Genomic DNA, 24,779 nt, shown 5'->3' on the forward strand with positions numbered 1-24,779 from the left:
AGTAGTTATATTACAGAATGAAAGGTTGATCAATGTGGAGAACCAGGGTACACCCTCCAATTTCATTAAGAACGTCATTACCGAAGATCTCCGCTCGGGTAAGGTTAAGGAAGTCGTCACCCGCTTTCCGCCGGAGCCGAACGGTTATTTACATATCGGACATGCCAAGGCGATCTGGATTAACTTCACGCTGGCGGATGAGTTCGGCGGCAAGACCCATCTGAGATTCGATGATACGAATCCGCTCAAGGAAGATACCGAGTACGTCAATTCCATCCAGGAGGATGTGAAATGGCTCGGGTATGAATGGGAGGAGCTGCGGTTCGCCTCGGATTATTTCGGGGAGATGTATGCGCGGGCCGAGCTGCTGATCAAGAAGGGCAAGGCCTATGTCGATGATCTCAGCGCCGAGCAGATCCGTGAATTCCGGGGAACCCTGACGGAGCCGGGGCAGAACAGCCCTTACCGCGAGCGCGGGGTAGAAGAGAACCTGGATCTGTTCCACCGCATGAAGGCGGGAGAATTCAAGGACGGCGAGAAGGTTCTGCGCGCCAAAATTGACATGTCCTCTCCTAACATCAATCTGCGTGACCCGGTCATTTACAGGATCTCCCACTCCCATCACCATAATACGGGCGACGCATGGTGCATTTACCCGATGTATACCTTCGCACATCCGCTGGAGGATGCCATTGAGCATGTCACCCATTCCCTCTGTTCCCTGGAGTTCGAGGACCAGCGCCCGTTCTATGACTGGGTTGTCGCGGAATGTGACATGGAGGCTGCACCTCACCAATATGAATTCGGACGCCTTAATCTGGCCCAGACCGTTACGAGCAAGCGCAAGCTGAAGCTGCTGGTCGATGAAGGCCATGTGGACGGCTGGGATGATCCCCGCATGCCGACCATCTCCGGGCTGCGCCGCCGCGGCTATACGCCGGAGGCCATCCGCAGCTTCGTGCATGAGACCGGTATCTCCAAGAGCCAGGGGCTCGTGGACCTGCAGATGCTGGAGCACTTCATCCGTGAAGATCTCAAGCTGACGGTTCCCCGGACGATGTCTGTGCTGCGGCCGCTGAAGGTGGTTATTACGAATTATCCTGAAGGCGAGACCGAATACTTCGAAATTGAGAACAATGTGGAGAACCCGGAGATGGGCAACCGCCAGATTCCGTTCTCCCGTGAGATCTATATTGAACGCGATGACTTCATGGAGATTCCGCCGAATAAGTATTTCCGCTTGTTCCCCGGCAATGAAGTGCGTCTCAAGAATGCTTATTTCATCAAGTGCAACGACTTCATCAAGGACGAGAACGGCGAAGTGGTGGAGCTGCACTGTACCTACGATCCTGAGACGAAGAGCGGCAGCGGCTTCACCGGCCGCAAGGTTAAGGGAACGCTGCACTGGGTAGATGCAGGACAGGCTGTACCGGCGGAATTCCGCCTCTATGAGCCGCTGATCTCTGCCGAAGAGGCGGAGACGGATGCTGAAGTAGAAGGTCTGGAAGCTTCCGCTGACAAGCCGGAGCCAACCTTCCTGGATCAGCTGAATCCGAAGTCCATCGAGATCCTGCAGGGCTTCGTGGAGCCTGGGCTGAAGGACAGTGTGGCGCAGGACAAGTTCCAGTTCTTCCGTCACGGGTACTTCAACGTAGACAGCAAGTATTCGTCGCCGGAGCATCTGGTGTTCAATCTGATTGTATCCCTCAAAAGCTCCTTCCAGCCCAAGAAAGGCTAGAAGAGCTGCATATAAGCAAACAGGCTTGGTCTCCCGCCGGGAGGCCAAGCCTGTTTGCTGTATCCAAATATAAGGATTTATAGGTTTTACGCTATAAATTATCCTTCTATTTCTCGCTGAAACGGTACCGTCCTTTTAAAGGACGGCAAAGCCGTTTCTACTTGTGCGCATTCCTAGTCTTCCGCCAGTTCGTCCTCGGGATCAGCCGGAGGGCGGTAGCTGCCGCGAATGACAGTGAGCCACATCATTCCGAAGCCGATCGCCCCGAACAGGGCAAGAAGCGCACCGGATTGATACATCGTCTGCGCGCCGAGGGTCTGATACATCCAGCCGCCGAGGACGCCGCCAAGAATGCCGGAGATTCCGCTCCAGGTGAGCGTGTAGAGAGCCTGTCCCGAGGAACGGTAGGGCCTTGGCACCAGCAGCATGGTCAACTGGGTTCCGACATAGAAGAAGCCGCCGAAGGTAATGGAGTGCAGCACCTGAATAAGTGCGACCTGCAGCGGAGTCGTTGCATCGGCCATCAGCCACCACCGCAGGAAGAACAGCGCGCTGACCAGCGTGAGCGAGGCCAGCAGGACCGGGATTTTGCGCCGGAGAACGATATTGCACAGGAGCAGCACACCCATCTCCAGGATGGAGGACAGGAATACAGCGAGACCGATCATGGTCTTGCTTCCGCCCAGCTCCGTGATGTACAGTGACACAAAGGTGTTATTCATCGTATTCGGGATCGAGACCAGGATGCCGAAGAGGATGAAGCACAGGAAGAACGGGTTATGGAAGATCTGGCTCATGCCTTTGAAGGGCAAGGGGGCGATTCCGATCGAATGGTCCAGCTTCGGCAGGGTGATCAGTGCAATCATCGCCGCACAGAGCAGGGACGCAAACAGATAGGACAGCACAGAGATGCCGGCCCATTCAATCACGGGACCGGCAAGGATGGCGGTGAAAGCCCAGCCTAGTGATCCCCATAGCCGGAAAGAGCCAAAGCTGCGGCTGGTTCCGTCAATATAGCTGAGAATCATCGTGTTGCTCTGGGCGAACAAGGGCCCCTGGAAGAAATAGAAGAACAGAATGGATATGTAGATCATTTCATATGTATTCGCCTGAAAGACAAGTTGGGTCAAGACCAGCGTTCCCGTCAGCATGACGAGGACAATCCGCCGGATATTCTGATACCGGTCACTCCAAATGCCCCAGAAGGGGTTGGCAATAATGGAGACCAGTGCGCCTACAGACATCAGGCTCCCAATCTCCAGCTTATTCATCCCCACATCCTGCAGATATAAGGGAAAGAAGCTGGTGAAGAGGACAACCGTTCCATATACGAAGAAGTTGAACCATTTCAGAGAGGTGAAAGACAGCTGCTTATCGAGATGATCCCGCAAACGTTGCACTCCTTTCCCGCTAGGATGCCTTGCATTCTTGCTGTGGCCGCCTTATTATGCCGCTGATATCACTGTAACATTTGTTGAAAAGGGATACAAACCAACTTTTATGGGGAATTACAAATCAATGGCAAAATATCTGTTTAACTTCAGTTTACATAGGCCAGTTATTCTGGGTTCTAAGGCGGAAGCGGGGCCCCACTGCTCCATACATCTATCTGCCGGAAAAGGGGATTCCTTATGACAAACAAGCAAGCACCGCAGAAGCAGGGCGCGGCCATGAAGCCGTTCCTGAAGCTGCTGCACGAAACCAAGCCATCTTATCTGCTGCTGGCGCTGGCCCTTGGCCTCAGCATCATTTCGACCCTGGTCGGTCTGGTCATTCCCATGTTCACGAAGAATCTGGTGGACGGCTTCTCGCTGGCTTCTGTCAGCAAGCTGCAGATTGCCGGCATCGCCGGAGCGTTCATTGCGCAGACCGTCGCCGGCGGAGTCTCGATCTATCTTCTGAATGCCGTCGGGCAAAAAGTTGTGGCCGGGCTTCGTGACAGGCTGTGGCGCAAATTCCTGGTGCTGCCCGTCTCCTATTACAATGAGAACCGGACAGGCGAGAGCGTCAGCCGGATGACTAATGATACAGGAATTCTCAAGACACTGATCTCGGAGCATCTGGCCAGTCTGTTCACCGGCCTCATCTCCATTGTCGGCTCTGTCCTAGTGCTGTTCTATCTGAACTGGAAAATGACGCTGGTGCTGTTCACGGTGCTCCCGCTGTCAGCGCTCATTCTGGTGCCGCTGGGACGGCAGATGTACAAGATCTCCAAAGGCACGCAGGACGAGACGGCCTCCTTCACCGCTGTACTCAGCGGCGTATTGTCCGAGATTCGGCTGGTGAAATCCTCGGGCGCGGAGCAGAAGGAGTATGAAGCCGGGCGGAAAGGGATTATGAACCTGCTGGGCTTCGGGATTCGTGAGGGTAAGATCAGCGCCCTGATCAGCCCGCTGATCTCCTTCGTCTTCATGATGCTGCTGGTAGTTATTATCGGCTATGGCGGGATGCTGGTATCCTCGGGGGCGCTTACTGCCGGTGAACTGGTCGCCTTCATTCTGTATCTGATCCAGATTATTATGCCGCTGACGCAGCTGACGCAATTCTTCACCCAGCTCCAGAAGGCCAAGGGAGCCTCTGAGCGGATTATTGAGACCCTTGCCGCAGAGGAAGAGGTGTATGACGGCGTGGAAGAGGCTGAAGGCACAGAGGGACCGATTGCTGTGGAGGATCTCAGCTTCGGATACAAGACGGGCGAGAAGGTGCTCAGCAAGGTAAGCTTCACTATGCAGCCGGGGCAGGTGACTGCCATTGTCGGTCCGAGCGGAGGCGGCAAAACCACCCTGTTCTCGCTGCTGGAACGCTTCTATGAGCCGCAGAGCGGAGTCATCCGGCTGGACGGCAAACCGGCATCGATGTTCTCCCTCAAATCCTGGCGGAAGAGAATCGGTTATGTCTCACAGGAAAGTCCGCTGCTGGCCGGTACTATTGCCGAGAATCTCGGATACGGGCTGGACCGCGAGATCAGCAAGGAGGAGCTGAAGCGGGCGGCGGCCATGGCCTACGCCGACGGCTTCATTGAAGAGCTCCCGGACGGGTACAACACGGATGTCGGAGAACGTGGGGTGAAGCTGTCCGGCGGACAGCGGCAGCGGATTGCCATCGCCAGAGCACTGCTGCGCGATCCGAAGGTTCTCATGCTCGATGAGGCGACCTCAAGCCTCGACAGCCAGTCGGAGGCCGTGGTGCAGAAGGCGCTGGGCAATCTGATGCAGGGCCGGACTACGATTGTGATTGCTCACAGATTAGCTACGGTGGTGAATGCGGACCAGATTATTTTCATGGAGAAAGGCCGGATTACCGGCAAGGGCACACATGAGGAGCTGCTGAGAGACCATGAGCTATACCGTGAATTCGCCGAGCAGCAGCTGCAGATGAACACACCTGAGCTTCTGAGCCAAGGGATAGAGGAGGGTTCGACAGATTATGGTCAAAATACTGGTGGTGGACGACGATCCGCATATCCGCGAATTGGTGGGAGTGTTCCTGAGAGCTGAAGGGATGGCCGAGGTGCTGAGCGCTTCTGACGGACTGGAGGCGCTGCGGCTGCTCGAAGAGAGCGCGGCGGATATGGCGATCATTGATATTATGATGCCGAATATGGACGGCTGGGAGCTGTGCCGGGAGCTGCGTAAGCAGTATGATTTTCCGATTCTGATGCTGACGGCCAAAGGGGAGACCTCGCAGATTGTCAAAGGCTTCGAGCTGGGCACAGACGACTATCTGGTCAAGCCGTTCGAGCCGCCGGTGCTGATCGCCAGGGTCAAGGCCCTGCTGAAGCGTTACCAGATTGCGGCCGCCCAGAGTGTTACCGTTGGCAGTCTGCGGATGAACCGCGCCACCTATGAGGTGCAGTCCGAGCATGGCGAGTTCACGCTGCCGCTGAAGGAATTCGAGCTGCTCTTCAAGCTGGCCAGTTACCGGGGGCAGACGCTGACCCGAGACCGGCTGATTGAAGAGATCTGGGGCTACGATTACGAAGGCAATGAGCGGACGCTGGATGTGCATGTAGGCCGTCTGCGCGAGCGTTTTCCGCAGGAGAAGTTCGGATTCTCCATTCGTACGATCCGGGGGCTTGGCTACCGGCTGGAGGGATAGGCATGAAGCGCAGAGTCATGAAGATATGGGAGAAAATCAGTATAGTTGGACCTATAGCCGGAATGTTGACCATGTTCTTTATCTCCTGGAACGGAAGCTATTTCGGCTCAAGGCTGCTGGTCCATTATTTTCACTGGTCCTTCTCCGAATACGGGTATCACCTGTTTGTTATGGCGATGCAGATTATCATCTTTTTCGTCTGCGGGGCGATGATTGCCTTTGCTACACGCGGCAAGGATCAGAACTTCTATAGGCCGATCCTTACAGCCATGCGGCAGATCTCTCAAGGCAACTTCAAGATTGAACTGGAGAACAGCGGCCAGTACCGGCAGTTCGGAGGGATTGTGGAAGGGATCAACGAAATGGCGAGTGAGCTGAGCCGGATGGAGCTGATGCGGCAGGACTTCATCGCCAGCGTATCCCATGAGATCCAGTCGCCGCTGACCTCGATCCGCGGGTTCGCTGCCGCGCTGCAAGAGGAGAACCTCAGTCCGGAGATACGCAAGCATTACCTAGATATTATTGAAGCGGAGAGCCGCCGCCTGTCCGGCCTGAGCGACAATCTGCTGAAGCTGTCCGTGCTGGATGCGGAGAGCTTCCCGTTCGAGCGGAAGCCTTATAGGCTGGATAAGCAAGTGCAGGCGATGATCCTGGCCGCAGAACCGCAGTGGCTTGGCAAGGAGATTGAGGTGGAGGCCGAGCTTCAGGAGACCACCGTGACTGCGGTGCAGGATCTGCTGAGCCAGGTATGGACCAACCTGCTGCATAACAGCATCAAATTCACTCCGCAGGGTGGAAGGATCACTGTCACTATGCGCAATACGAGGGAGTGGGCGGAAGTGGAGGTCAGGGACAGCGGGATCGGCATGACCGAAGAGGAGCTGACCCGGATATTCGAACGGTTCTATAAGGCGGATAAGTCCAGAAGCGTCAATAGCGGCAGCGGCAGCGGGCTGGGACTCCCGCTCGTGAAGAAGATCGTGGAGCTCCACGAAGGCAGCGTACACGTAACAAGCCGCCCCGGAGAGGGGACGGCGTTCATCGTGCGGCTGCCGCAGCAGGGCGGATGAGCCTGCGGTAGAAGGTAATGATCAGATTGCTGACCAAGCCCCAGTGTTCACCGGACAGGCGAGTGATTACGCAGGCGATGTCCTCCGGTTCCCCCAGGTATCTGAACAACATAGCCCCGAACCCATGACAGCCAGAGGATGTTGTCAGGGTTCGGGGCTATTTGCGCATTGGCTTGAGATAGGGCTGCGTTGTCTCCCATCAGAGTTCCCGCCGGATCATCTCTGCCAGCAGGGGGATGCCGCGCTCCAGTTCTGCCGCAGAGGCATAGGCGTAGGACAGTCTGAGATGCCTCCCGTCGCTGCGGTCATACAGATCGCCAGTATTCAGCAGCAGTCCGGCACGCAGCGCTGCGGTGAACAGTTTGCGCGGGGGGACAGCCTGGTGGAGCGACAGCCAGATATAGAAGCCGCCTGCCGGTATATTCCAGCTTGCCAGTCCGGTGCAATGGAGCTGCAGCAGCTCAAGCATGTGGTCGCGGCGCGAGCGTAGTCTGCCGCGCAGCACATGCACGTGCTCCTCATGATAGCCGCCCGTAAGCCAGCTGGCGGCCGCCAGCTGAGACAGGGAGCTTGCGCCGTAATCACTCTGCATCTTGATGTCGGCCAGCCGCCGGACGACCGGCTCTGGTCCGGCAATCCAGCCGATGCGCAGACCGGGGCTGGCGGCCTTGGACAGAGTACCCAGATGCAGGACCCGTCCCTCATGGTCCAGTGCCTTCAGCGGCGGTGGTGGCGGAGCGTCCAGCCATAATTCCTGGTAGGCCCCATCCTCCAGAATGGGCAGCCCAAGTTTGCCTGTGACCTCCATCAGCTCCCGGCGGCGCTCGGCATCCATCAGGATTCCGGTAGGGTTATGAAAAGAAGGGATGCTGTAGAGCATCGCCGCCTTACTGCGGACCGCCTCGGCTGCAAGCTGCTCCGGGATCAGACCACGCCCGTCCATAGGCAGGCCGCTGAATTTCACCCCGGCAGACTGAAAGGCATGAATCGAATACAGATAGGACGGCTTCTCTAGCAGGATAGAAGAGCCGCGCGGCAGCAGCCCGAGGGCAATAAGCTGAAGCCCCTGAAGGGCACCGGAGGTAATCAGGATGGAGTCCGGTCCAGCGGTAATGCCGCTCCGGGCCAGTAACCGGCTGACCGCCGCCCGCAGCGCCGAATTGCCAAGCGGCTCCTCATAGGAGAGCGGGGGAAGAACGCGCTGCGCGAGTCCGGCCAGCACCTCGTTCATCGCGGCTCTGGGCAGCAGCTCAGGCGCTGGCTCACCGGTGCCAAGGCGGATCAGACCCGGCTCATACTCGAGCCGGTTAATGTCCTGGATGGTGGGCAGGTTGGGATAGTGAATTCCCTCCTCTACATAGTCATTCCAGTTGCCTGAGCGTTCCGGCCCGGCTGGAGCCGCTGCGTTTACCGTATCTGTACGGCCGATAGGCGGCCGCCCGCCTGTAACTATTGTTCCGCCGCCGCGTCTGCCTTCAATCAGGCCAAGGGCGGTAAGCTGGCCCAGCGCTGTAACCACTGTGCTGCGGTTCACGCCGAGCTGGCGGCACAGCACCCGCTGCGGGGCCAGCCGCATGCCGGGCGGCCAGGCCCCGATGGTGATCTTGATTAGGAAGTAGTCGGTGATCTGACTATGCAGCGGCAGCGGAGAAGCCGGGTCCGGCTTCCATGTGTCCAGCAGGCCGGAGCCAGCACCAGCTTGCTGCGCTTCAGGAGCTGCGGGCCGGGAATCATCCGTATATACGGATGGGCCGGGCGTGCCTAAGTCTGTTGTTGTATGGTTGTACCGTTGAGGATGTGTCAAGGGCAGGTTCCTTCCGGACAAAATAATGTACAAAAGCGAAAAACTGAACACATTATGCTTCAGCGCAGGCAACCGGCCCCAATGTATGCGAAAAACTGAACACATTGTGCCACTGCGAGGGCTACCGAGCGATTGTCGCTCCTCACAGCCGCTATTGAATAGCATAGCCCTCATTTCTTTCTCTCTTTCGTTCCTTCTTTCTTCCAGTCTACCATGATTCCTCCTCTTTCATTCGTCTTGGTTGGTATGTGCCGCAGAACTTGGATGGTTACGGCAGCTGCTATGGCAGGGTACGATCAGTAGGCTATTACCGGAGGTAGCCTGAGAGGCTCGTTTATCTGGAAGCACTACTAGGAAGATATAAGGGGGAAAAGAAATGGTACAGGCCATTATACATGGAATCATTCTGGCCTTCGGGCTGATTCTGCCGCTGGGCGTACAGAATATATTCGTCTTCAATCAAGGGGCACAGCATACGAGATTCCGCAGTACGCTGCCTGTCGTTCTGACAGCGGCAGTCTGCGATACGCTGCTTATCGCTGCGGCAGTCGGCGGAGTTTCCTTGGTCATTCTTTCGGTGAGCTGGGTCACGCCTATTATATATGGAGCGGGCATTCTGTTTCTCACCTTCATGGGCTGGAGAATCTGGCGCTCTACTCCAGCGAAGGATGAGTCGGGCCGTCTCTCGCCGAAGGGACAGATACTCTATGCGCTGTCTGTCTCCCTCCTGAACCCGCATGCCCTTCTAGATACGGTGGGCGTGATCGGGACCAGCTCGCTGCAATACGATGGGCTGGTGCGTTGGATCTTCGCGGCGGCGACAGTGACTGTCTCCTGGCTCTGGTTCCTGGGTCTTGCTGCAGCGGGCCGCCAGCTCGGCAGGCTGGATGCTTCCGGCAAAGTCATGAAGGGGCTGAATACCGTTTCCGCCCTGTTGATCTGGGGGATCGCCTTTTATATGGGAGTTCAGCTGTGGGGGCTGATGTATGGCTAAAGAGATTTACCTTTAATATAGATAAGGTTCAATCCGCCTCGCGTGTTCAGGGGAAACGACGCAATATTTTGCGCCAAATGCATACAAAACTGGTTCCAGGTATTCCAGTCGTAATGGTCTTTGTTCGACATTGATCCAAGTCTTTTTTAATCAAAAAAAGGAAAACTAACCATCGGCTTTGGCCGATGGTTACGATTTACATTATTTTTGTAGTTAAAGACCGTGATGTTCATTTAATAGACACTTTACTCAACAGATCTGTTAATTCTTTAGAACTGCGATCTTTTAATTTTAACATTTTTTCGCTATTACTATCTTTAATCAAAAATCCACTTTTGGTTTTAAAATCTAAATAAAGGCTAAATTTAACCACCTGGGTATCCGCGTAAGTAACATTCATTCGATACGTTGGTGGACCCACATCAACAGCCCCGCGTACTTTTTTCACAGTTCTTATAGCATCGTTGAATATTCGGATGCTATCGTTATCAGTGTAAGTAGTTTCAGATGTTTCGGAAATAAGACTGACGCTAACAATATCAGGATTTGGTCTGACTAAAATATATATTAAAACAAGTAATATCATTAAAGAAATTATTGAAATTGAAATGATTCTGATTTTTCTCATAAACTCCCCCCTTACTGAAAAAAGATGGAGACTGATTAATCAGCCTCCATAATAAATTTATAACTCATTTGAGTACGTGTTGGCAATTTCACTAAGTAAATTATCCCTCACACTGTTTTCTCGTGTTATAAATGTTCCTGGTCTATTAATAGTTGCAGAATTCACCTCATCAATTGTAAAGGTACCTTCATTTCTATTAATTATTTGATATTGTCCTTGTGAATCCTTCTTTAAAAACATTATATAATCTTGTCCTTTTTGAGTTTCTTTATATCCATCATTTATCATCTTTATCTTTTGTGCACCAAAATCGACTAAACCATTTGATTCAATAACCTCTAAATTTTCTCCAATGTTTGACTGATCTCCTGTTAATACTTTTTTAATACTTAGATTATTTAACGTGTAGTAATCTTGTAGATCGCCTGTATCATAAAAAGTAGCTATATGCTTTCTATTTTCAAAATCATCAATTGGTGATGCAATTACTACAAGGTCTGAATAATCTGACAATTCCGATAAAGTGGCAAAGCTCTCATGTTGCGTTTCAATGTTGATCTCACTTTGATTAGAAGTATCTACGTTTATGGGAAGAGCCATAAATGCAGGTCCACCATAAAGCGATCTCAATTCACTGATATCGTAGCTTGAAGGAGTATTAATATTCCTATTCAGAGAAGGATTATTCCCTTCTGTCATTAGCGAAGTACTTAATTGGGCACTTGAGGTTGTATGTGCTAGCCCAAGTGAGTGCCCCACTTCATGGGCAGTGGTATGCCTAATTCTTGTTGACGTAAAATTAACACCATTTTGATAATCCTTTAATTGATTATGATAGATTGAAACAACAGAACGGCTATAAGAAAACCAATCTGGATCTACATTTATACCTAAATCATTATACCAATTAGTCCGTCCAAATAAACCCAACTCGGCGGTAGTACCAACATAGTACCTGTCCACCTGGCCAGAGTTGTTAAGTGTCTTGGAAATCGAAACATTTGCATTTCGTCCGTTCCAAGTGGATACAGCATGATCGAAATGACCTGTATAACCGTATGATGATACAGATGAATCATACCAAGCTTGAATATGGCCATGGTCATTCCCACCTCGTGGCTTATGCGTATCAGCGCTAACAATAGAAGAGAATAACAACGACGTAGTTAACACTGAACAAAATGTAATTAATTTTTTCATTTTCACCTCCATGTTTTGGCATATTTTAACTAAGAATTACCATAGCATAAATAATGGGTAAAAAGAAATTTTTATGATATTAAATTCAAAAATTGAGTAATTTAGACTATTTTTTAAAGACAATACCTCGATAATTCCGATCAATACAGTCTCATATCAAGTCTATTGTTGAAATATGTAAATTAAAGATTTAAAGTCATAAACGGAAACTATCTTTAAAAGTCCCAAAGTAAGAAACAATTCTAACAGGATAGAACGTTGGATCTCCAAAGACAGCAGTGCATGCGACAGGTGACATCTTTTGAGCTCAGTTTAGCCTTATATAACCGGGTTCGGCCAGCCCGTTGCCAAACTGTTTCGAATTCTTCACAGTTTCGCGATATAGTTGTTTTTTTGACTCGATTCTATTGAAATTTCAAATTCGATCCCCTACTATTACAGATATAAACATAATGTTCTAAATTCTGGGATGTAGGAGGTGATGTTCCTTTGAAGCCTGCAGTCATGATTCGAGACCAGCTTGCAGATTATTTAACCCAACATGGGCTGTCGATTAATCAGTTCGCCATAAGCTCCGGTATTAATTCCGGGACACTGAGCCGGATTATTAATGGTCATCAACCCATTGCCATGAGCCATCTGGAGTTAATCACTGCAGGAATGGGGCTCAGAGAGGATTTTTTTTACAGCTTGTATGTGGAGGAATGCTTCTATTATTCGGCACCGACCTGGCGGCGGCTTCGCCCGTTCATTGTGAAATGTGCGGAACTCGGGCGTACAGATTGTATCGAGCTGCTGGTACAGAACCTGCTGGATAATCTGACTTATGTCCCCATGCTGTACGAGGTTGCGGAAGGCTTGTTCCAGCAGGGTCACTTGGCGGCGGCTGCACTACTATATGAGAATGTAAGCGCCAGCGAGAAATACCAGTATTCCGAACGCTTGGCCACCTGCCAATACCGCCTGTTCCAGATTGCCCTGGGTGATGACCAAAGCACGAACCTGCGCGCAGCCACGCTGTTCGAGAGCTACATCCCGCGGTTGAATGAGGCGGATCAGTTGGATGGGCTGAAAGATTTGTTGGAAGTATACTATTCCTTGCAGCAGTGGCCTAAAGTTAATGAACTCGCAGAGAAGATGCTTGAACTGGCTACACTACGTTATAATCTCCAGCTCCAGTCAAACTTAAATCGAGGCAACATTAAGACTTCTAAAACTCCACTATATCTCTATATTTTGCGATCTCATCTCTTTCTCTCTAGTATTTGCATGGAATACGGGGATTATAAATCTGCTATAGAACTTGTGCCGCGCTATATGGACGGAAGCTGGATAAAGGAAGATGATGAAGAAGCGAGACGGACGTTAGTTCAGTTTAGAGAGTGGGGTACTGCGAATATTTACTTATACCGTATGCTGGACGGACAAATAGAAGTGCTAGACGAGTATGTCGAATATATATCTGCACAAACAGACGAGATATTTACGGCGATTTACAATATTATCCGATGTGCAAATTGGTATGATTGGAATGTTGATCATATTCTGGAGCGCTTCTCTGCCTATATCCCATATCGAACTTATAAATCAGAATTCGGCCAATACAACTCACAGATTATGGCAGACAAACACGCGAGATTTCTTGCTGAATTGGCAAACTATTATTTACATAATAAAAGAAACAGAGGGATTGAATTCTTACTAGAAAGTTTGGAATCTTCATCTATTATAAACAATGAGAGTGTGGCAATCACTTGTGTCAATTTGTTTGAACAATACAGGGATGTTGCCAGTGTAGAAGAGTTGGAAAGATACAAATTTTTAATGAGAGAGGTGTGGAAACCAAATGAAAAAACAATTTATCAAGCTTCTGGTTCTATGTAGCGTATCTGTCGTAATTTTGTCTGCAATTTCAACTAGTGGAATTGTAAAAGATAGCAGCATTCAGTCAATAATTCAAACTAACTCACATGGTATTGGTGGTTAACTGATCCATCAACTAACGTTCCCGTTTATTCCGGGAACGTTTTTTATTTGCTGATTTCTAAAGGGGGAGGTATCCAGAACCTAACTGCCGTGTAAATGTACATACATTTATCAAACGGTTGATGTCAATTGTAAGAGGCAGAGCAGACTTACTGTTTCTCGCCATGGTTTTGAAATAATTGTATCTATAACCAATATAGTAGATAATGCAAAGAGACCTATTTTATGCAGTTTTACATAAATATCTATAATGTTGCATAAGGAGGCGGGATTCCCATGCATAGTCCAGCAATCGTTAGAATTCGTATAGAGCAAGCTAGGAGTAAGCTTTATACATTACATATTCAATATGGCGGTTTCAATCACCCGGAGGTCTTGCGGCAATCCGTAGTACTGGATGAGCTGCTCAATGCCTACGATAATGCCTATCGGATGAACAAGCGTCCGCCTGCTTAAATATTGATCATGAAAATAACTGGAAATTTAAATATAAGATCCAACGGATACGTGTATAAAAGAGGTGGTAAATGCGGTGGAGCATACAGTCAAAATTCGAGATGAGATAGCGGCGCATCTCACAAAACATAAACTGTCTATTAATCAGTTTGCAATTGCCAGCGGAATTCATTCCGGCACACTCAGCCGGGTCATGAAAGGCCAGCAGGCCTTGGCGATGAATCACCTGACCCGCGTGACCAACGGGATGGGGCTGCCGGAGGACTACTTTTACAGTCAGTATGTGGATGAATGTTTATACGATTCGACACCGACCTGGCGACGTTTACGGCCGTTCCTGCTGCAATGCGCGGCGTTATCGCGTCTTGATTGTATTGAGCGGGTGGCGCAGAATTTACTGGATAACCTGCTGTATGCACCGCTGCTGTTCGAGGTTGCGGAGGAGTTATTTGAGCAGAAAAACTGGCAGGCCGCAGCATTAATCTACGAAAATGTGGGAGCCAGCGAGAAATACCAGCATTCCGAACGGCTGGCGCTCTGCCAGTATCGGCTCTTCCTGATTCATCTTGGTGATGATCCGCACAAAAATCTAATCACTGCTACTTTATTAGAGAATTATGTCGATAAGCTGGACGAAGTTAATCAGTTGGATGCTTTGAAGCAGTTGGCGGATATCTATCTCGCGCTTCAGAAATGGGACAAGGTATCTGAGATTGTAGAAGAGATGCTCCGAGTGGCTTCCGTCCATTATGATTTTCATGGTGAATCAGGCCGTAGGCATAGAGATCATAAGTTATATAAAAGGCCGCTGTATACTTATATATTACATGCTCAGCTAATGAGGTCGTCTACTTATGAAGAGATGGGGAACTATACATCCGCATTGGATATTGTACCTCTCTATATGGATCATAGCTGGATACGGGAAGATGACGAAGAAGCAAGGCGTATTAAGGCCCAATATATAGAATGGGGAACGGCGAATACGTACCTTTACCGCTTAATGGATGGACAGATTGAGGTGCTGGAAGAATATATAGAGTATATCTCAACCCGTGAGAATGAGATTTTTATGGCACTGTTCAAGATCGTGCAATTGGCTAATCAGTATAAGTGGGACGTGGATCATGTGATACAGAGATTTGCGGACTACATTCCTTACCGGAAGGTTTACAGTATCTTTGGTGAACACAACAAATTCATTCATGAAAAAAACTATACCCAATTCTGCAGCGAGCTGGCGACCTACTATCTCACCCGCAAACGGTACAAAGGTGACGATGTGATTATGCAAAGCGTCGACTTATCCGCCAAATTAGACAGCGAGCAACAAGTGATCCGGGGGACCATATCCGTCGATTTCGAGATTGCGATTACGGATATTCCTAAGTCGGGTTGAGGTATTCAGGAACGGTTTAAACTATAGATCCTCCTTACATGAAGTCTGAGATCCTTCAAGGAATCTCAGACTTCATGCGTTGGACAGCATAGAATTATTATAGATTTCCAAAAATGAGATATTATTGAGACCTTAATGAGAACTTTCCGCAATTCGTTTAGCCTATGATGGATAAATAGGTTTCTGAAGTGTGGGGAGGAATTAACAATGAATTATAAAAGAAGATTATTAGCGAGTGTCGTATTAATAGAAATATTGTTAGTTGGTTGTAGTCGGGTTAGTAACATATCTTCTTCTGATCCAGCCCAGACCGCTAGGCCGTCTGTGACTGAGCCGATCCAAACCGAAAATGCTGATAACGATTCAGGAGAGATGGACAATCCAGAGAAGCAACAAGGTGAACTGTTAAGTTACACTGATGAGCAAAAAAACGAAATCCTTACTGCTGCGAAGAAAGCTGGACTTAGTAAAGTGTACATACCCACAATTGGCTTGGGTGTTGATGACTACCTGCATAGCGTTAAGGCCGCAGAAAATGAAGTTAATCTCTCGTTTATTCGTGGTTTAATTACGGAGTCCTCCAGTGAGCTTGAACCGTTACATGAAATTGAAACAACAAGAAAAGTTCAGCTTACTCAAACCATAACGGGAAACTGGATTAAGGAAAAAGGGGACCAGGAGTTTTTATATTTTGAGGTTGATGGAATTTACTTTAGTATGAAATCTGCCAAGGAAATTGATCCAGAGGCTTATGAAAAGGCGGTTGCTTCAATGACTGTGTTGGAGTAGCTTAACACTTGAACTATGAATCTGCTCTACTTAAGCAGGCCCATGAACTTGTTCATGGGCCTGTTACATTTCTCTCTGTGGCATCTACCCGCCAATCTGCGACATGCGGCGGGCGGTGGGGGTGTGGCTCTGGGCTTTGTGCTCCAGGGCCAGGGCCATTTCATGGTTATGCGGCTTGTTGCCGAGCGCCTCGCGGAACAGGGCCTGCACCGCCGCAGGGTCGCTGATCAGCGGGCGCACATTATATTCGTCCTGCCAGTACAGGCAGGCTTTGATGTTGCCGTCGGCGGTCAGGCGCAGGCGGTTGCAATTGTCGCAGAAATGCTCGCTGACCGGATGGATCAGCCCGAAGGTTCCCTTCGCGCCGGTGACACGCCGGTTCTGGGAAGGGCCATTCCCGGAGGGCATGTCGGCCTCCTCGGTGGTCCAGCCAGCTCCCTTGCAGGCCTCTACTACAGTCTCCAACGGCAGATAGGTCTGCCGCCAGGCATCGCTGGCGCTGCCAATCGGCATGTATTCAATGAAGCGAACATTGAGCGGGCTGTTCAAGGTCAAGGCGATGAAATCCTTAATCTCGTCATCGTTAATGCCTTTCATCAGCACGACATTCAGCTTGATCGGGGACAGTCCAGCGGCTTCTGCGGCTTCAATTCCCTTCAGCACCTTGGCAACATCGCCGCCACGGGTAATCATCGAGAAGCGGTCCGGCCGCAGCGAATCCAGGCTGATGTTCACCCGGGACAGCCCGGCCTGCTTCAGGATAGCCGCTTTGGCTGGCAGCATCAGCCCGTTCGTCGTCAATGAGATATCTTCAATGCCGGGTATAGCGGAGATCATGGCTACCAGCTTCTCCAGATCCTTACGGACCAGCGGTTCGCCCCCCGTCAGCCGGACCTTCCGCAGGCCCAGGGGCGCAAGCGCCTCCACCACAGCGGCAATTTCCTCGTAGCTCATAATCTCGTCCTGCGGCTGGAATTGCATTCCTTCGGCGGGCATACAATAGATACAGCGCAGGTTGCAGCGGTCTGTAACCGAGATACGGAGGTAATCATGTATGCGTCCAAAAGGGTCAGTCAGCGGCTCCATAGCGTTGCTCCTTCACCTGTTGATTTTAGTTTAAATTTTAAAGAAAGCAGCCCGCTGCGTCAATGCACAAGCGGACAATCTAAAGCATAGGGGGACAGAAGGCCAAAGCAGCAGCCTAATTATGACAAAAGTGCGACAATTCCAGGGAATGGTCATAGAATGCTCACCGAAAGCGCTTATCAATTTCGATATAATTTAGGTGCGGAAGATTCAAACTTTAGAACCTTTTACTTTTGCGAAGCACAGCTATGATACCGGAAGGCTCAGGCGGCGATCCCTAAGGATACCCCGGGTATCCGGCAAACTATGTAGGGAGGATTTGCAAAATGACCATACCAACTGTTCCATCGCTTGTCGTGCCGGAGGCTTGCAGCCGCTGGCTGGAGAGTCGGGGATTAATATATCAGCTGCTGGTGGATTTCTATGGAAGAAAACCTTCTCTCTCACTGGTCGCCCAGTGGAGCCGTAACCGTGAGATGAGTGTCGCTGCGGAGATGACCGAAGGCGGCCGTGAATTGAAGCGTTACCTGTGCAGCCAGGAGCCGTCGATGCTACCGGCCATCTGTGAGAAAGAGAAACTCGAATACAAACGTCTGATGAATGAGCGGGCCGTCAGCTCCTTCGTGGCCCGTGAAGCGGCTCAGCTGGGCCGTGAGGAAGAATTCTGCAACGTGCTCTCGGATGTGTACGCATCGGCGGGCATTGTCTTCAAGAAGTGCAGCGGTGAAGCCGACGACCATATTGCCATTGAACTGGAATTCATGGCCGTGCTGCATGAACGGATGCTGTACAACAGCTTCTCGATCCGCAGTGCGATGGAGCTTCTGGAGATTCAGGAGCGATTCCTTGAGGAGCATCTGCTGAAGTGGACTCCACAATTCTGTGCGAGAATGAACGCTGCCACCGACAGCCCGCTGTATCTGGGACTCAGCCATATGCTGGAGGAATTCCTGCCGCAGGATCTGCACATGCTGCGTGCCTGGAAGGCTTCGCTGGAGAGCAGTGCGGCGGCGATGGCTTAATAAGCATCCATACTCAATCAACAAGGCGCCCTTCCATCAACCGGAAGGGCGCCTTTTTTCTGCTCGCGGGGTCTTGAACTTAAGCTTTCACTTTATAGGTTTTGATTGAAAGAAAATACAAAAAGCGTGTAGGATCGGAGGGGGATTTTGGAACTGTAGGAGCGGTAGCGTCCGCCTTTGTCTCCGGATTTCTACCGCAACAAGCGGTCTAAATCAGGAAATCTGGAGACAACAGCGGCCGGAAGTCCAAATATCCACTGTAGTGACGTCTGAGCTTTACGCTATGTTCTTACAATCTGCTCTTATAAATGAAACTGAAGTTCATCCCCTATTTATTCGTAAGTTTTCTTACTCCGGAACTTCATCAGGAACTCATACACCACCGGTACAACGACCAGGGTCAGGAGCGTGGAGCTGACCAGACCGCCGATGACGGTTACGCCAAGCCCCTTGGAGATGATCCCGGCGCTGTTCTCCAGGCCTGTAACCAATGGCAACAGGGCGCCAATGGTAGCGAGCGCAGTCATGAGAATCGGGCGAAGGCGGGTAGCCCCGGCCTCAAGCAGCGCCTTGCGGGTAGACATTCCCTCTTGTTCCTTATGGATTACGCGGTCAATTAAGACAATCGCATTGGTGACCACGATCCCGATCAGCATCAGTGCGCCCATCAGTGCCGAGACGTTCAAGGTCTCGCCAGCGAGGAGCAGGGCGACAAGAGCGCCGATAACTGTGAACGGCAGCGAGAACAGGATGGCGAACGGTGCCAGACCGCCGCCGAAGGTGACTACGAGCACGAAGTATACAATGGCTATAGCCGCCAGCATGGCGATACCAAGCTGCCCGAAGGTTTCATTAATCTGCTCGGTGACTCCGCCGAAGGTGATGGTCACGCCATCCGGGAGATCAAGGGCATCTATTTTGTCCTGAACGGCCTTAGATGCACTATTAATGTCACTGGAGATAATGTCGGCGGTGACCTCGACCTTCATTTTGCCGTCTTCACGGGTAATGGAATCCGGGGACTGGCCCTGTTCAATGCTTGCTACCTCGCCAATCGGTACAGTAATGCCCAGTGGAGAAGTGAGCGTGGCAGCCTGCATTTCTTCAATACTGCTGTAGGAATCCTTGTCTGTCTCAATGTAGACCTTGTAATTCTTGCCGTCCAGCTCTACCTCAGTCAGTACAGGCCGGGTGCCAGCGGGGCTCAGCTTCATCGCAAGCTGTCCGGCCGTTAGGCCCAGTGAGCTAAGCTTAGCCTGGTCAGCCACGATGGTGTATTGTTCATAGGCTTCGGAGAGGCTGGTCTTCCCGTCTTTGAAGTTCTTGGTGTCTGCCTGAACAATTCCGGCAATTTCATCGGCTACCGGTTTGAGCTGTTCCAGCGTATCGCCGTAGATATTGACAGTGAGGGTGCTGCCGCCGAGCCCGCCTCCGGCCATGCCGGACAGATCGCCCCACACGCCATCCGGCACCTCTTTGGTTAAGCCTTCAATTAGCTTTTCCTTCACGGTATCAAAATCAGGTGTATTGCTGTCATATGTGACATAGAACAAGCCTGAATTGCCTGAGCCCATTCCGAACGGGCCGCTGCCGCCGATGGAATATTGCATTTTGTCCAGATGCTTCTGGGCCAGAATGAACTTCTCGGCCTTCAGGCCTTGCGCCTTCACATCCTCCAGCGTCTGACCGGCCTTCGGGGAGAAGGTAAGCGTAACATTCTTCTCTTCCTGGGAAGGCAGGAAGCTGACGCCGATCGGCTTGATCAGGAACAGACTGCCTGCCAGCAGCAGGACAGCAACACCCAAGGTGATCAGCTTATGCGAGAGACACCAGTCCAGGATTCGGACATACCCGCCCGCCAATGCGCCGGGCTTGTCTTCGTGGCCCTTTTTCCCCTTCTTGAGTCCATTACGGAACAGGGTATGGGCCAGTGCAGGCACCAGGGTAATGGCAACCACCAGTGAAGCCAGCAGCGCGAATACCATAGTGAGGGCAAACGGCAGGAACAGCTCACCGACCATACCGCTGACAAAAGCGAGCGGCAGGAAGACGGCAATCGTCACAATGGTTGAGGACATAATCGGCACAAACATCTCACGGGTAGCCGCGCTGATCAGCTCTCTGCCGCGAAGCTTCTCGCCGGTCAGCGTAAGCCGCCGGAAGATGTTCTCAATGACCACGATGGAGTCATCGACTACCCGCCCAATGGCCACGGTCATGGCGCCGAGTGTCATCATGTTCAGCGTAATATCCATTTGCCGCAGGCATAATACTGCAATCAGCAGTGATAATGGAATCGAGATAATAGAAATAATGGTAGAACGGATATTGCGCAGGAACAGCAGGATGATAAGCACGGCGAACAGGGCGCCGAAGGCAGCCTTGGATAGCATCGTGTTCACGGAATCCTCAATCGGCTTGCCTTGATCCAGCAGTACGGTGAGATCCATCGACTTGTATTGTTTCTTCAGTTCTTCTGTCTTGTCCTTGACCCCGTTCACGACATCGACGGTGTTGGCATCATTGGCCTTCACAATCTGAATCCCGATCGATTCCTTGCCGTTGGTGCGGGAGATTGATTCCGATTTGCCGACTACCTCGATAGTGGCAAGCTCACTCAGCTTCACCGTCGGCAGCCCGGTCATGGCGCCAGCGCCAGCGCCGTTATTGCCAGCCGCAGCATTGGTGCCGCCAGCAGCACTAGCACCACCTGAAGCTGCACCGCCTGCCTCCCCGGCTCCCGCACCGGCAGCTCCTGCTCCGGCAGCGCCAGGGGCGGAAGGAACCAGCGGAATGCTGACATTCTGCAAGTCCTCCACCGTAGTGATGTTGCCGTCAACCACAACAGCCTTCTGTGACTTGTCCATCTCGAACAATCCGAGCGGCACCCGCAGGGAGGAGGCCTGGATGATGCCTTTGATCGTATCCTCGGTCAGTCCGTACTGCTTCAGCTTCTCCTGATTGAACTTCAGGGACACTTCTTTGACATATTGTCCGGCAATCTGCACAGAGGCGACGCCTTCGATATCCTCCAGCGCCGGGCGGATATCATTCTCGGCAACCCGGGTCAGCTCCTCCAGATCGCCGGAGCTCTCATCAGAGATGCTGAGGGAGATGACCGGCAGCGAGCTGAGGCTGAAGCGCGAGATTTGCGGCTTTTGCACCTCATCCGGCAGCTTCACCTCGTTCAAGGCTTCCCGTACTGCTGCTGTGGCATTGTCCAGGTTCGTGCCGTAGTCGAACTCAATGGTGACGCTGGAGGCGTTCTCCAGAGAGGTGGAGGTCAGCATCTTCACGCCGTCTACGTTGCGGAGCTTCTGCTCCAGCGGCTTGCTGACGTCATTCACGACCCCTTCGGGTGCGGCTCCGGGATAAATAGTAGTAATGCTGAGATAAGGGATACTAATGTTAGGCAGGGTCTCCTGCTTCATAGTCAATCCGCTGTACAGACCGGCGAAGACAATAATGATCGTCAGCAGCCAGACGGCGAATTTGTTGCGGAGCGAGAAATTAATTAGGCTTTTCATCAGTAAAAAGAACCTCCAGTACATTTAATCTTGATATTACAGGCGTGCCGCATCTGCGCTTCGCTTAATGAAATCCGCAGGAAGTGTGCATATAAGGAGCGAATACTTTCTTCAATTGACTTAGCTCGCCGGATAGCCCGGGGTACCCCTCAAGATTGGCCAGCATCCCTTGAATGATCGCTTTACGGGGCTGGGAGGTTAGGATCTCGTTCTCCAGAATGCTTAGGGACTCCAGGCCGTCTTCGGCATGCTCGTGGTGTATTCCGTCCGCTTCACTGAGCAGGAGCTTCATCGCCTTAATCAGCTGAAGCGGGCTCTGGCGCGGTCGTTCACCCTGACCCTCGGCCCATCCGGCAAGGACTTCGGAAGAGATCAGAGGGGCGGGCTTCCCTGCAAGCAGGCCGGAGACCATAATGTCCAGCCAGTCCACCAGCCGGTCAGCCAGCTCAGGGATGGAGACAACAGTCTCCTGACCGAACAGCAGCTTGATGCTGGAACTGATCATGCCGTGGCTGAGCACGCACAGCTCGCCTGCATAGGGCAGAATCTCTGGGCCGTACATGAGCTCCAGCTTCTGCTGGAACCAGCGCAGCAGGGCGGCGTTGTTCTGCTTCACCCAATCGGGAATTTCGGCTACACCCCGGCCGGCCACCTCCTGGAATTGGCGCTGCAGGAATTCGCGCAGCTCGTATACATGACTAAGCAGTATTTCGAGCTGGTTCCGCAGCTTCTCCCTGGGCTCTATGCCTGCTGCCTGCTCCTCCTGCTGCAGCGGATCATGAATCATCCGGAAGCAGTAGATGTATATACTGCGCTCCAGCTCCTCTTTGGATTTGAAGATCAGATAGAGACTTCCTTTGGAGATCCCGCATAATTCGGCAATCTCCTGCATGGAGGTGGAGGAGGAGCCTTTTACAGCGAACAGCTGCATGGCGGTCTTAATGATTTGTTCTTTTTTGGTCATGCTTTTAGCGGTCAAGGCGATATAGGCCCCCGTTCTGACTAGACAGTTCTGTATTTGACTGATTGGTCAGTGAGATTATATTATATATCCTGCAGCAATACAAATTTGCAGGTTTCAGTAGGAAGAAACGGATTCTTCATGTAAGATATAAATGTGTCATTTTGGTGAGAATCGGCGGAATGAGAAGGTAGGGTACATATGAGAAGAGGACTGCAGGCTATGGTCATCATAGCGGCTATGCTGGCTTTCTATTATTTTGGATTTGGGATTTTCGGCAGTACAGCCGGAACCATTATCAGTATATTTTCGACATTGACGGTTATCTCTGTCGCGCTGGGGATCTTCATGGAGAACCGCAATCCCTCCACCACAGTGTCCTGGATTCTGCTGCTCGCGCTGATCCCGGTGCTGGGGCTGGTGTTCTATTTCCTGTTCGGGCAGAATGTATTCAAGCGGCGCAAGTATGACAAGAAGGCCCAGCGCGACCTCATGGCCTATGAACGGATTGAGAACGATGCGTTGCGGATGCACCAGGACTGGTCGGTGTTCAGCCCCTCGCAGCAGAAGCTGCTGGGCCTGTCCCAGCGGCTCGGTCGCACGCCGATCTCCTTCAATTCAGAGTCGCGCATTCTGACCAACGGGGAAGAGACCTTCGGGACACTGCTGCTGGAGCTGCGGCAGGCGCAGCATCATATCCATATGGAATATTATATTTTCCGGGCGGATCATATCGGCACGCGCATTCAGCAGATTCTGATTGAGAAAGCCCGCGCGGGCGTTGCAGTCCGGTTCATGTATGATGCGGTCGGGAGCATGCAGCTCTCCAGAGCCTTCCTTAAGGAGCTCAGTGATGCAGGGGTGCAGGTGGCTGCTTACGGCAACTCGACATCCTTTTTCTCCAGCAGGGTGAATTACCGCAATCACCGCAAAATCGTGGTCATCGACGGCGATGTCGGCTTCATGGGCGGGCTGAATGTAGGGGATGAGTACCTGAGCCGCAGCAAGACCTACGGGTTCTGGCGGGATACACATATGCTGCTGAGGGGCGAAGCGGTGCGGACGATGCAAATTATCTTCCTGCAGGACTGGATGCACACCACCGGCGAGAAGATCCTGGAGCAGGACTACCTCTCCCCGCAGCTTCGCTTCACTACCGGAGACGGGGCGGTGCAGATTATTGCCAGCGGCCCGGATAATGAGCGGCGTGCGCTCAAGAATATTTTCTTCTCCATGATAACTACAGCGGAAAAATCCGTCTGGATTGCAAGTCCCTACTTCATCCCTGATGAGGATATACTGACTGCGCTGCGTGTGGCGGCGATGTCGGGGCTGGATGTCCGCCTGCTGTTCCCGGCCAAGCCGGATAAATGGATTCCGTTCCTGGCCTCCCATTCCTACTTCCCGGCGCTGCTGGAGTCCGGCGTGAAGATCTATGAATATGAGAAGGGCTTCATCCACTCCAAGCTGCTGATTGCAGACGGGGAGATTGCTACGATCGGAACAGCGAACATGGATATGCGCAGCTTCCATCTTAATTTCGAGGTGAACGCGCTGCTGCTGCAGACCGAGAGTGTCTCGCGCATTGTCGCAGACTTCGAGCGTGACCTGCAGTCCACGCGGCAGATTGTCCATGAGACCTTCATGGAGAAAAGACTGCTGGAGCGGCTGCTGGAATCCGCAGCCCGGCTGATGTCTCCGCTGCTGTAAGCGGACAAGCGGACAAGCGGACAAGCGGACAACAAAAAAACGGTACCGTCCTTTTGTGGCGCTGTACCGTTTTTTGTTTTTAGGAAATTATGATTTTCTTCTGTTTTGGATAAGTGGCGCGCAGGCATTTGGCCCGAATGTATGTGAAAAACAGCATACATTGTGCTCGCATGCAGGCGGATGGCCCGAATGTATGTGAAAAACAGCATACATTGTGCTCGCATGCAGGCGCATGGCCCGAATGTATGCGAAAAACAGTATACATTGTGCTCATATGCAGGCGCATGGCCGAATGTATGTGAAAAACAGCA

19 protein-coding genes are annotated in these 24,779 nt (G+C 51.6%); 11 read left to right on the plus strand and 8 right to left on the minus strand.

Annotation, left to right across the window (positions count from 1 at the left end; all coding sequences use genetic code 11):
• Positions 1-34 precede the first annotated feature (34 nt).
• Positions 35-1,738 carry a glutamine--tRNA ligase/YqeY domain fusion protein gene (locus MKY96_RS31140; protein WP_076080992.1) on the plus strand — a complete coding sequence of 568 codons (1,704 nt, stop codon included), beginning with the start codon at positions 35-37 and terminating at the stop codon, positions 1,736-1,738.
• A gap of 173 nt (positions 1,739-1,911) precedes the next feature.
• On the opposite strand, the gene MKY96_RS31145 is transcribed toward MKY96_RS31140, so the two are convergent.
• Positions 1,912-3,129: an MFS transporter gene (locus MKY96_RS31145; RefSeq protein WP_340946488.1), complete on the minus strand. Its 1,218-nt coding sequence runs from the start codon at positions 3,127-3,129 to the stop codon at positions 1,912-1,914.
• Between the two features lie 240 nt (positions 3,130-3,369).
• On the opposite strand from MKY96_RS31145, the gene MKY96_RS31150 reads away from it, so the two are divergent.
• Genes MKY96_RS31150 through MKY96_RS31160 form a run of 3 tightly spaced genes read left to right on the plus strand, consistent with a single transcriptional unit; the run spans position 3,370 to position 6,906 of the window.
• Positions 3,370-5,235, plus strand: a complete 1,866-nt coding sequence (locus tag MKY96_RS31150) for an ABC transporter ATP-binding protein (protein WP_340946489.1) — start codon at positions 3,370-3,372, stop codon at positions 5,233-5,235.
• Positions 5,165-5,836 (plus strand): response regulator transcription factor, encoded by a 672-nt coding sequence (locus tag MKY96_RS31155; RefSeq protein WP_340946490.1) that lies wholly within the window; start codon positions 5,165-5,167, stop codon positions 5,834-5,836. The genes MKY96_RS31150 and MKY96_RS31155 overlap by 71 nt, the downstream gene beginning before the upstream one ends.
• A gap of 2 nt (positions 5,837-5,838) precedes the next feature.
• Complete coding sequence (locus MKY96_RS31160) at positions 5,839-6,906, plus strand: sensor histidine kinase (RefSeq protein WP_340946491.1); 1,068 nt, start codon at positions 5,839-5,841, stop codon at positions 6,904-6,906.
• Here the strand turns inward: MKY96_RS31160 and MKY96_RS31165 are convergent.
• Entirely contained in the window at positions 6,875-7,018 is a 144-nt protein-coding gene (locus tag MKY96_RS31165; RefSeq protein WP_340946492.1) for a hypothetical protein, read from the minus strand. The genes MKY96_RS31160 and MKY96_RS31165 overlap by 32 nt on opposite strands.
• An 87-nt stretch (positions 7,019-7,105) precedes the next feature.
• Positions 7,106-8,587, minus strand: a complete 1,482-nt coding sequence (locus tag MKY96_RS31170) for an aminotransferase-like domain-containing protein (protein WP_445671514.1) — start codon at positions 8,585-8,587, stop codon at positions 7,106-7,108.
• Positions 8,588-9,086: 499 nt separating this feature from the next.
• Between MKY96_RS31170 and MKY96_RS31175 the strand changes: the two genes are divergently transcribed.
• On the plus strand, positions 9,087-9,704 hold the full coding sequence (locus tag MKY96_RS31175) for a LysE/ArgO family amino acid transporter (RefSeq protein WP_340946495.1): 618 nt from the start codon (positions 9,087-9,089) through the stop codon (positions 9,702-9,704).
• Between the two features lie 229 nt (positions 9,705-9,933).
• Here MKY96_RS31175 and MKY96_RS31180 read toward each other — a convergent pair whose 3' ends face one another.
• The gene (locus tag MKY96_RS31180) at positions 9,934-10,332 is read right to left on the minus strand and encodes a hypothetical protein (RefSeq protein WP_340946497.1); all 399 of its coding nucleotides are present in this window, start codon (positions 10,330-10,332) and stop codon (positions 9,934-9,936) included.
• Between the two features lie 57 nt (positions 10,333-10,389).
• Positions 10,390-11,532, minus strand: coding sequence for a matrixin family metalloprotease (locus MKY96_RS31185; RefSeq protein WP_340946498.1), 1,143 nt, complete (start codon positions 11,530-11,532; stop codon positions 10,390-10,392).
• A gap of 489 nt (positions 11,533-12,021) precedes the next feature.
• Between MKY96_RS31185 and MKY96_RS31190 the strand changes: the two genes are divergently transcribed.
• The 4 genes from MKY96_RS31190 to MKY96_RS31205 all read left to right on the plus strand — a co-directional run bounded on the left by MKY96_RS31190 (position 12,022) and on the right by MKY96_RS31205 (position 16,162).
• Entirely contained in the window at positions 12,022-13,416 is a 1,395-nt protein-coding gene (locus MKY96_RS31190; RefSeq protein ID WP_340946499.1) for a helix-turn-helix transcriptional regulator, read from the plus strand.
• Between the two features lie 378 nt (positions 13,417-13,794).
• Complete coding sequence (locus MKY96_RS31195; protein WP_340946501.1) at positions 13,795-13,974, plus strand: aspartyl-phosphate phosphatase Spo0E family protein; 180 nt, start codon at positions 13,795-13,797, stop codon at positions 13,972-13,974.
• 76 nt (positions 13,975-14,050) lie between these two features.
• A complete protein-coding gene (locus MKY96_RS31200; protein ID WP_340946502.1) occupies positions 14,051-15,373 on the plus strand; it encodes a helix-turn-helix transcriptional regulator in 1,323 nt (440 codons plus the stop codon).
• 207 nt (positions 15,374-15,580) lie between these two features.
• On the plus strand, positions 15,581-16,162 hold the full coding sequence (locus tag MKY96_RS31205; protein ID WP_340946504.1) for a hypothetical protein: 582 nt from the start codon (positions 15,581-15,583) through the stop codon (positions 16,160-16,162).
• 84 nt (positions 16,163-16,246) lie between these two features.
• On the opposite strand, the gene moaA is transcribed toward MKY96_RS31205, so the two are convergent.
• Entirely contained in the window at positions 16,247-17,248 is a 1,002-nt protein-coding gene (moaA, locus tag MKY96_RS31210; protein ID WP_340946505.1) for a GTP 3',8-cyclase MoaA, read from the minus strand.
• A gap of 326 nt (positions 17,249-17,574) precedes the next feature.
• Here moaA and MKY96_RS31215 point away from each other — a divergent pair, with 326 nt between their 5' ends.
• Positions 17,575-18,270, plus strand: coding sequence for a TorD/DmsD family molecular chaperone (locus MKY96_RS31215; RefSeq protein WP_036726172.1), 696 nt, complete (start codon positions 17,575-17,577; stop codon positions 18,268-18,270).
• A gap of 332 nt (positions 18,271-18,602) precedes the next feature.
• Here MKY96_RS31215 and MKY96_RS31220 read toward each other — a convergent pair whose 3' ends face one another.
• Positions 18,603-21,797, minus strand: coding sequence for an efflux RND transporter permease subunit (locus MKY96_RS31220; RefSeq protein WP_340946507.1), 3,195 nt, complete (start codon positions 21,795-21,797; stop codon positions 18,603-18,605).
• A gap of 64 nt (positions 21,798-21,861) precedes the next feature.
• A complete protein-coding gene (locus MKY96_RS31225) occupies positions 21,862-22,761 on the minus strand; it encodes a TetR/AcrR family transcriptional regulator (protein ID WP_340946509.1) in 900 nt (299 codons plus the stop codon).
• A gap of 198 nt (positions 22,762-22,959) precedes the next feature.
• Here MKY96_RS31225 and cls point away from each other — a divergent pair, with 198 nt between their 5' ends.
• Positions 22,960-24,468, plus strand: coding sequence for a cardiolipin synthase (gene cls / locus MKY96_RS31230; protein ID WP_076080844.1), 1,509 nt, complete (start codon positions 22,960-22,962; stop codon positions 24,466-24,468).
• The last annotated feature ends 311 nt before the right edge of the window (positions 24,469-24,779 follow it).

The sequence above is a fragment of the Paenibacillus sp. FSL R7-0302 genome, assembly GCF_038006885.1.
Taxonomy (GTDB): Bacteria; Bacillota; Bacilli; order Paenibacillales; family Paenibacillaceae; genus Paenibacillus_AQ.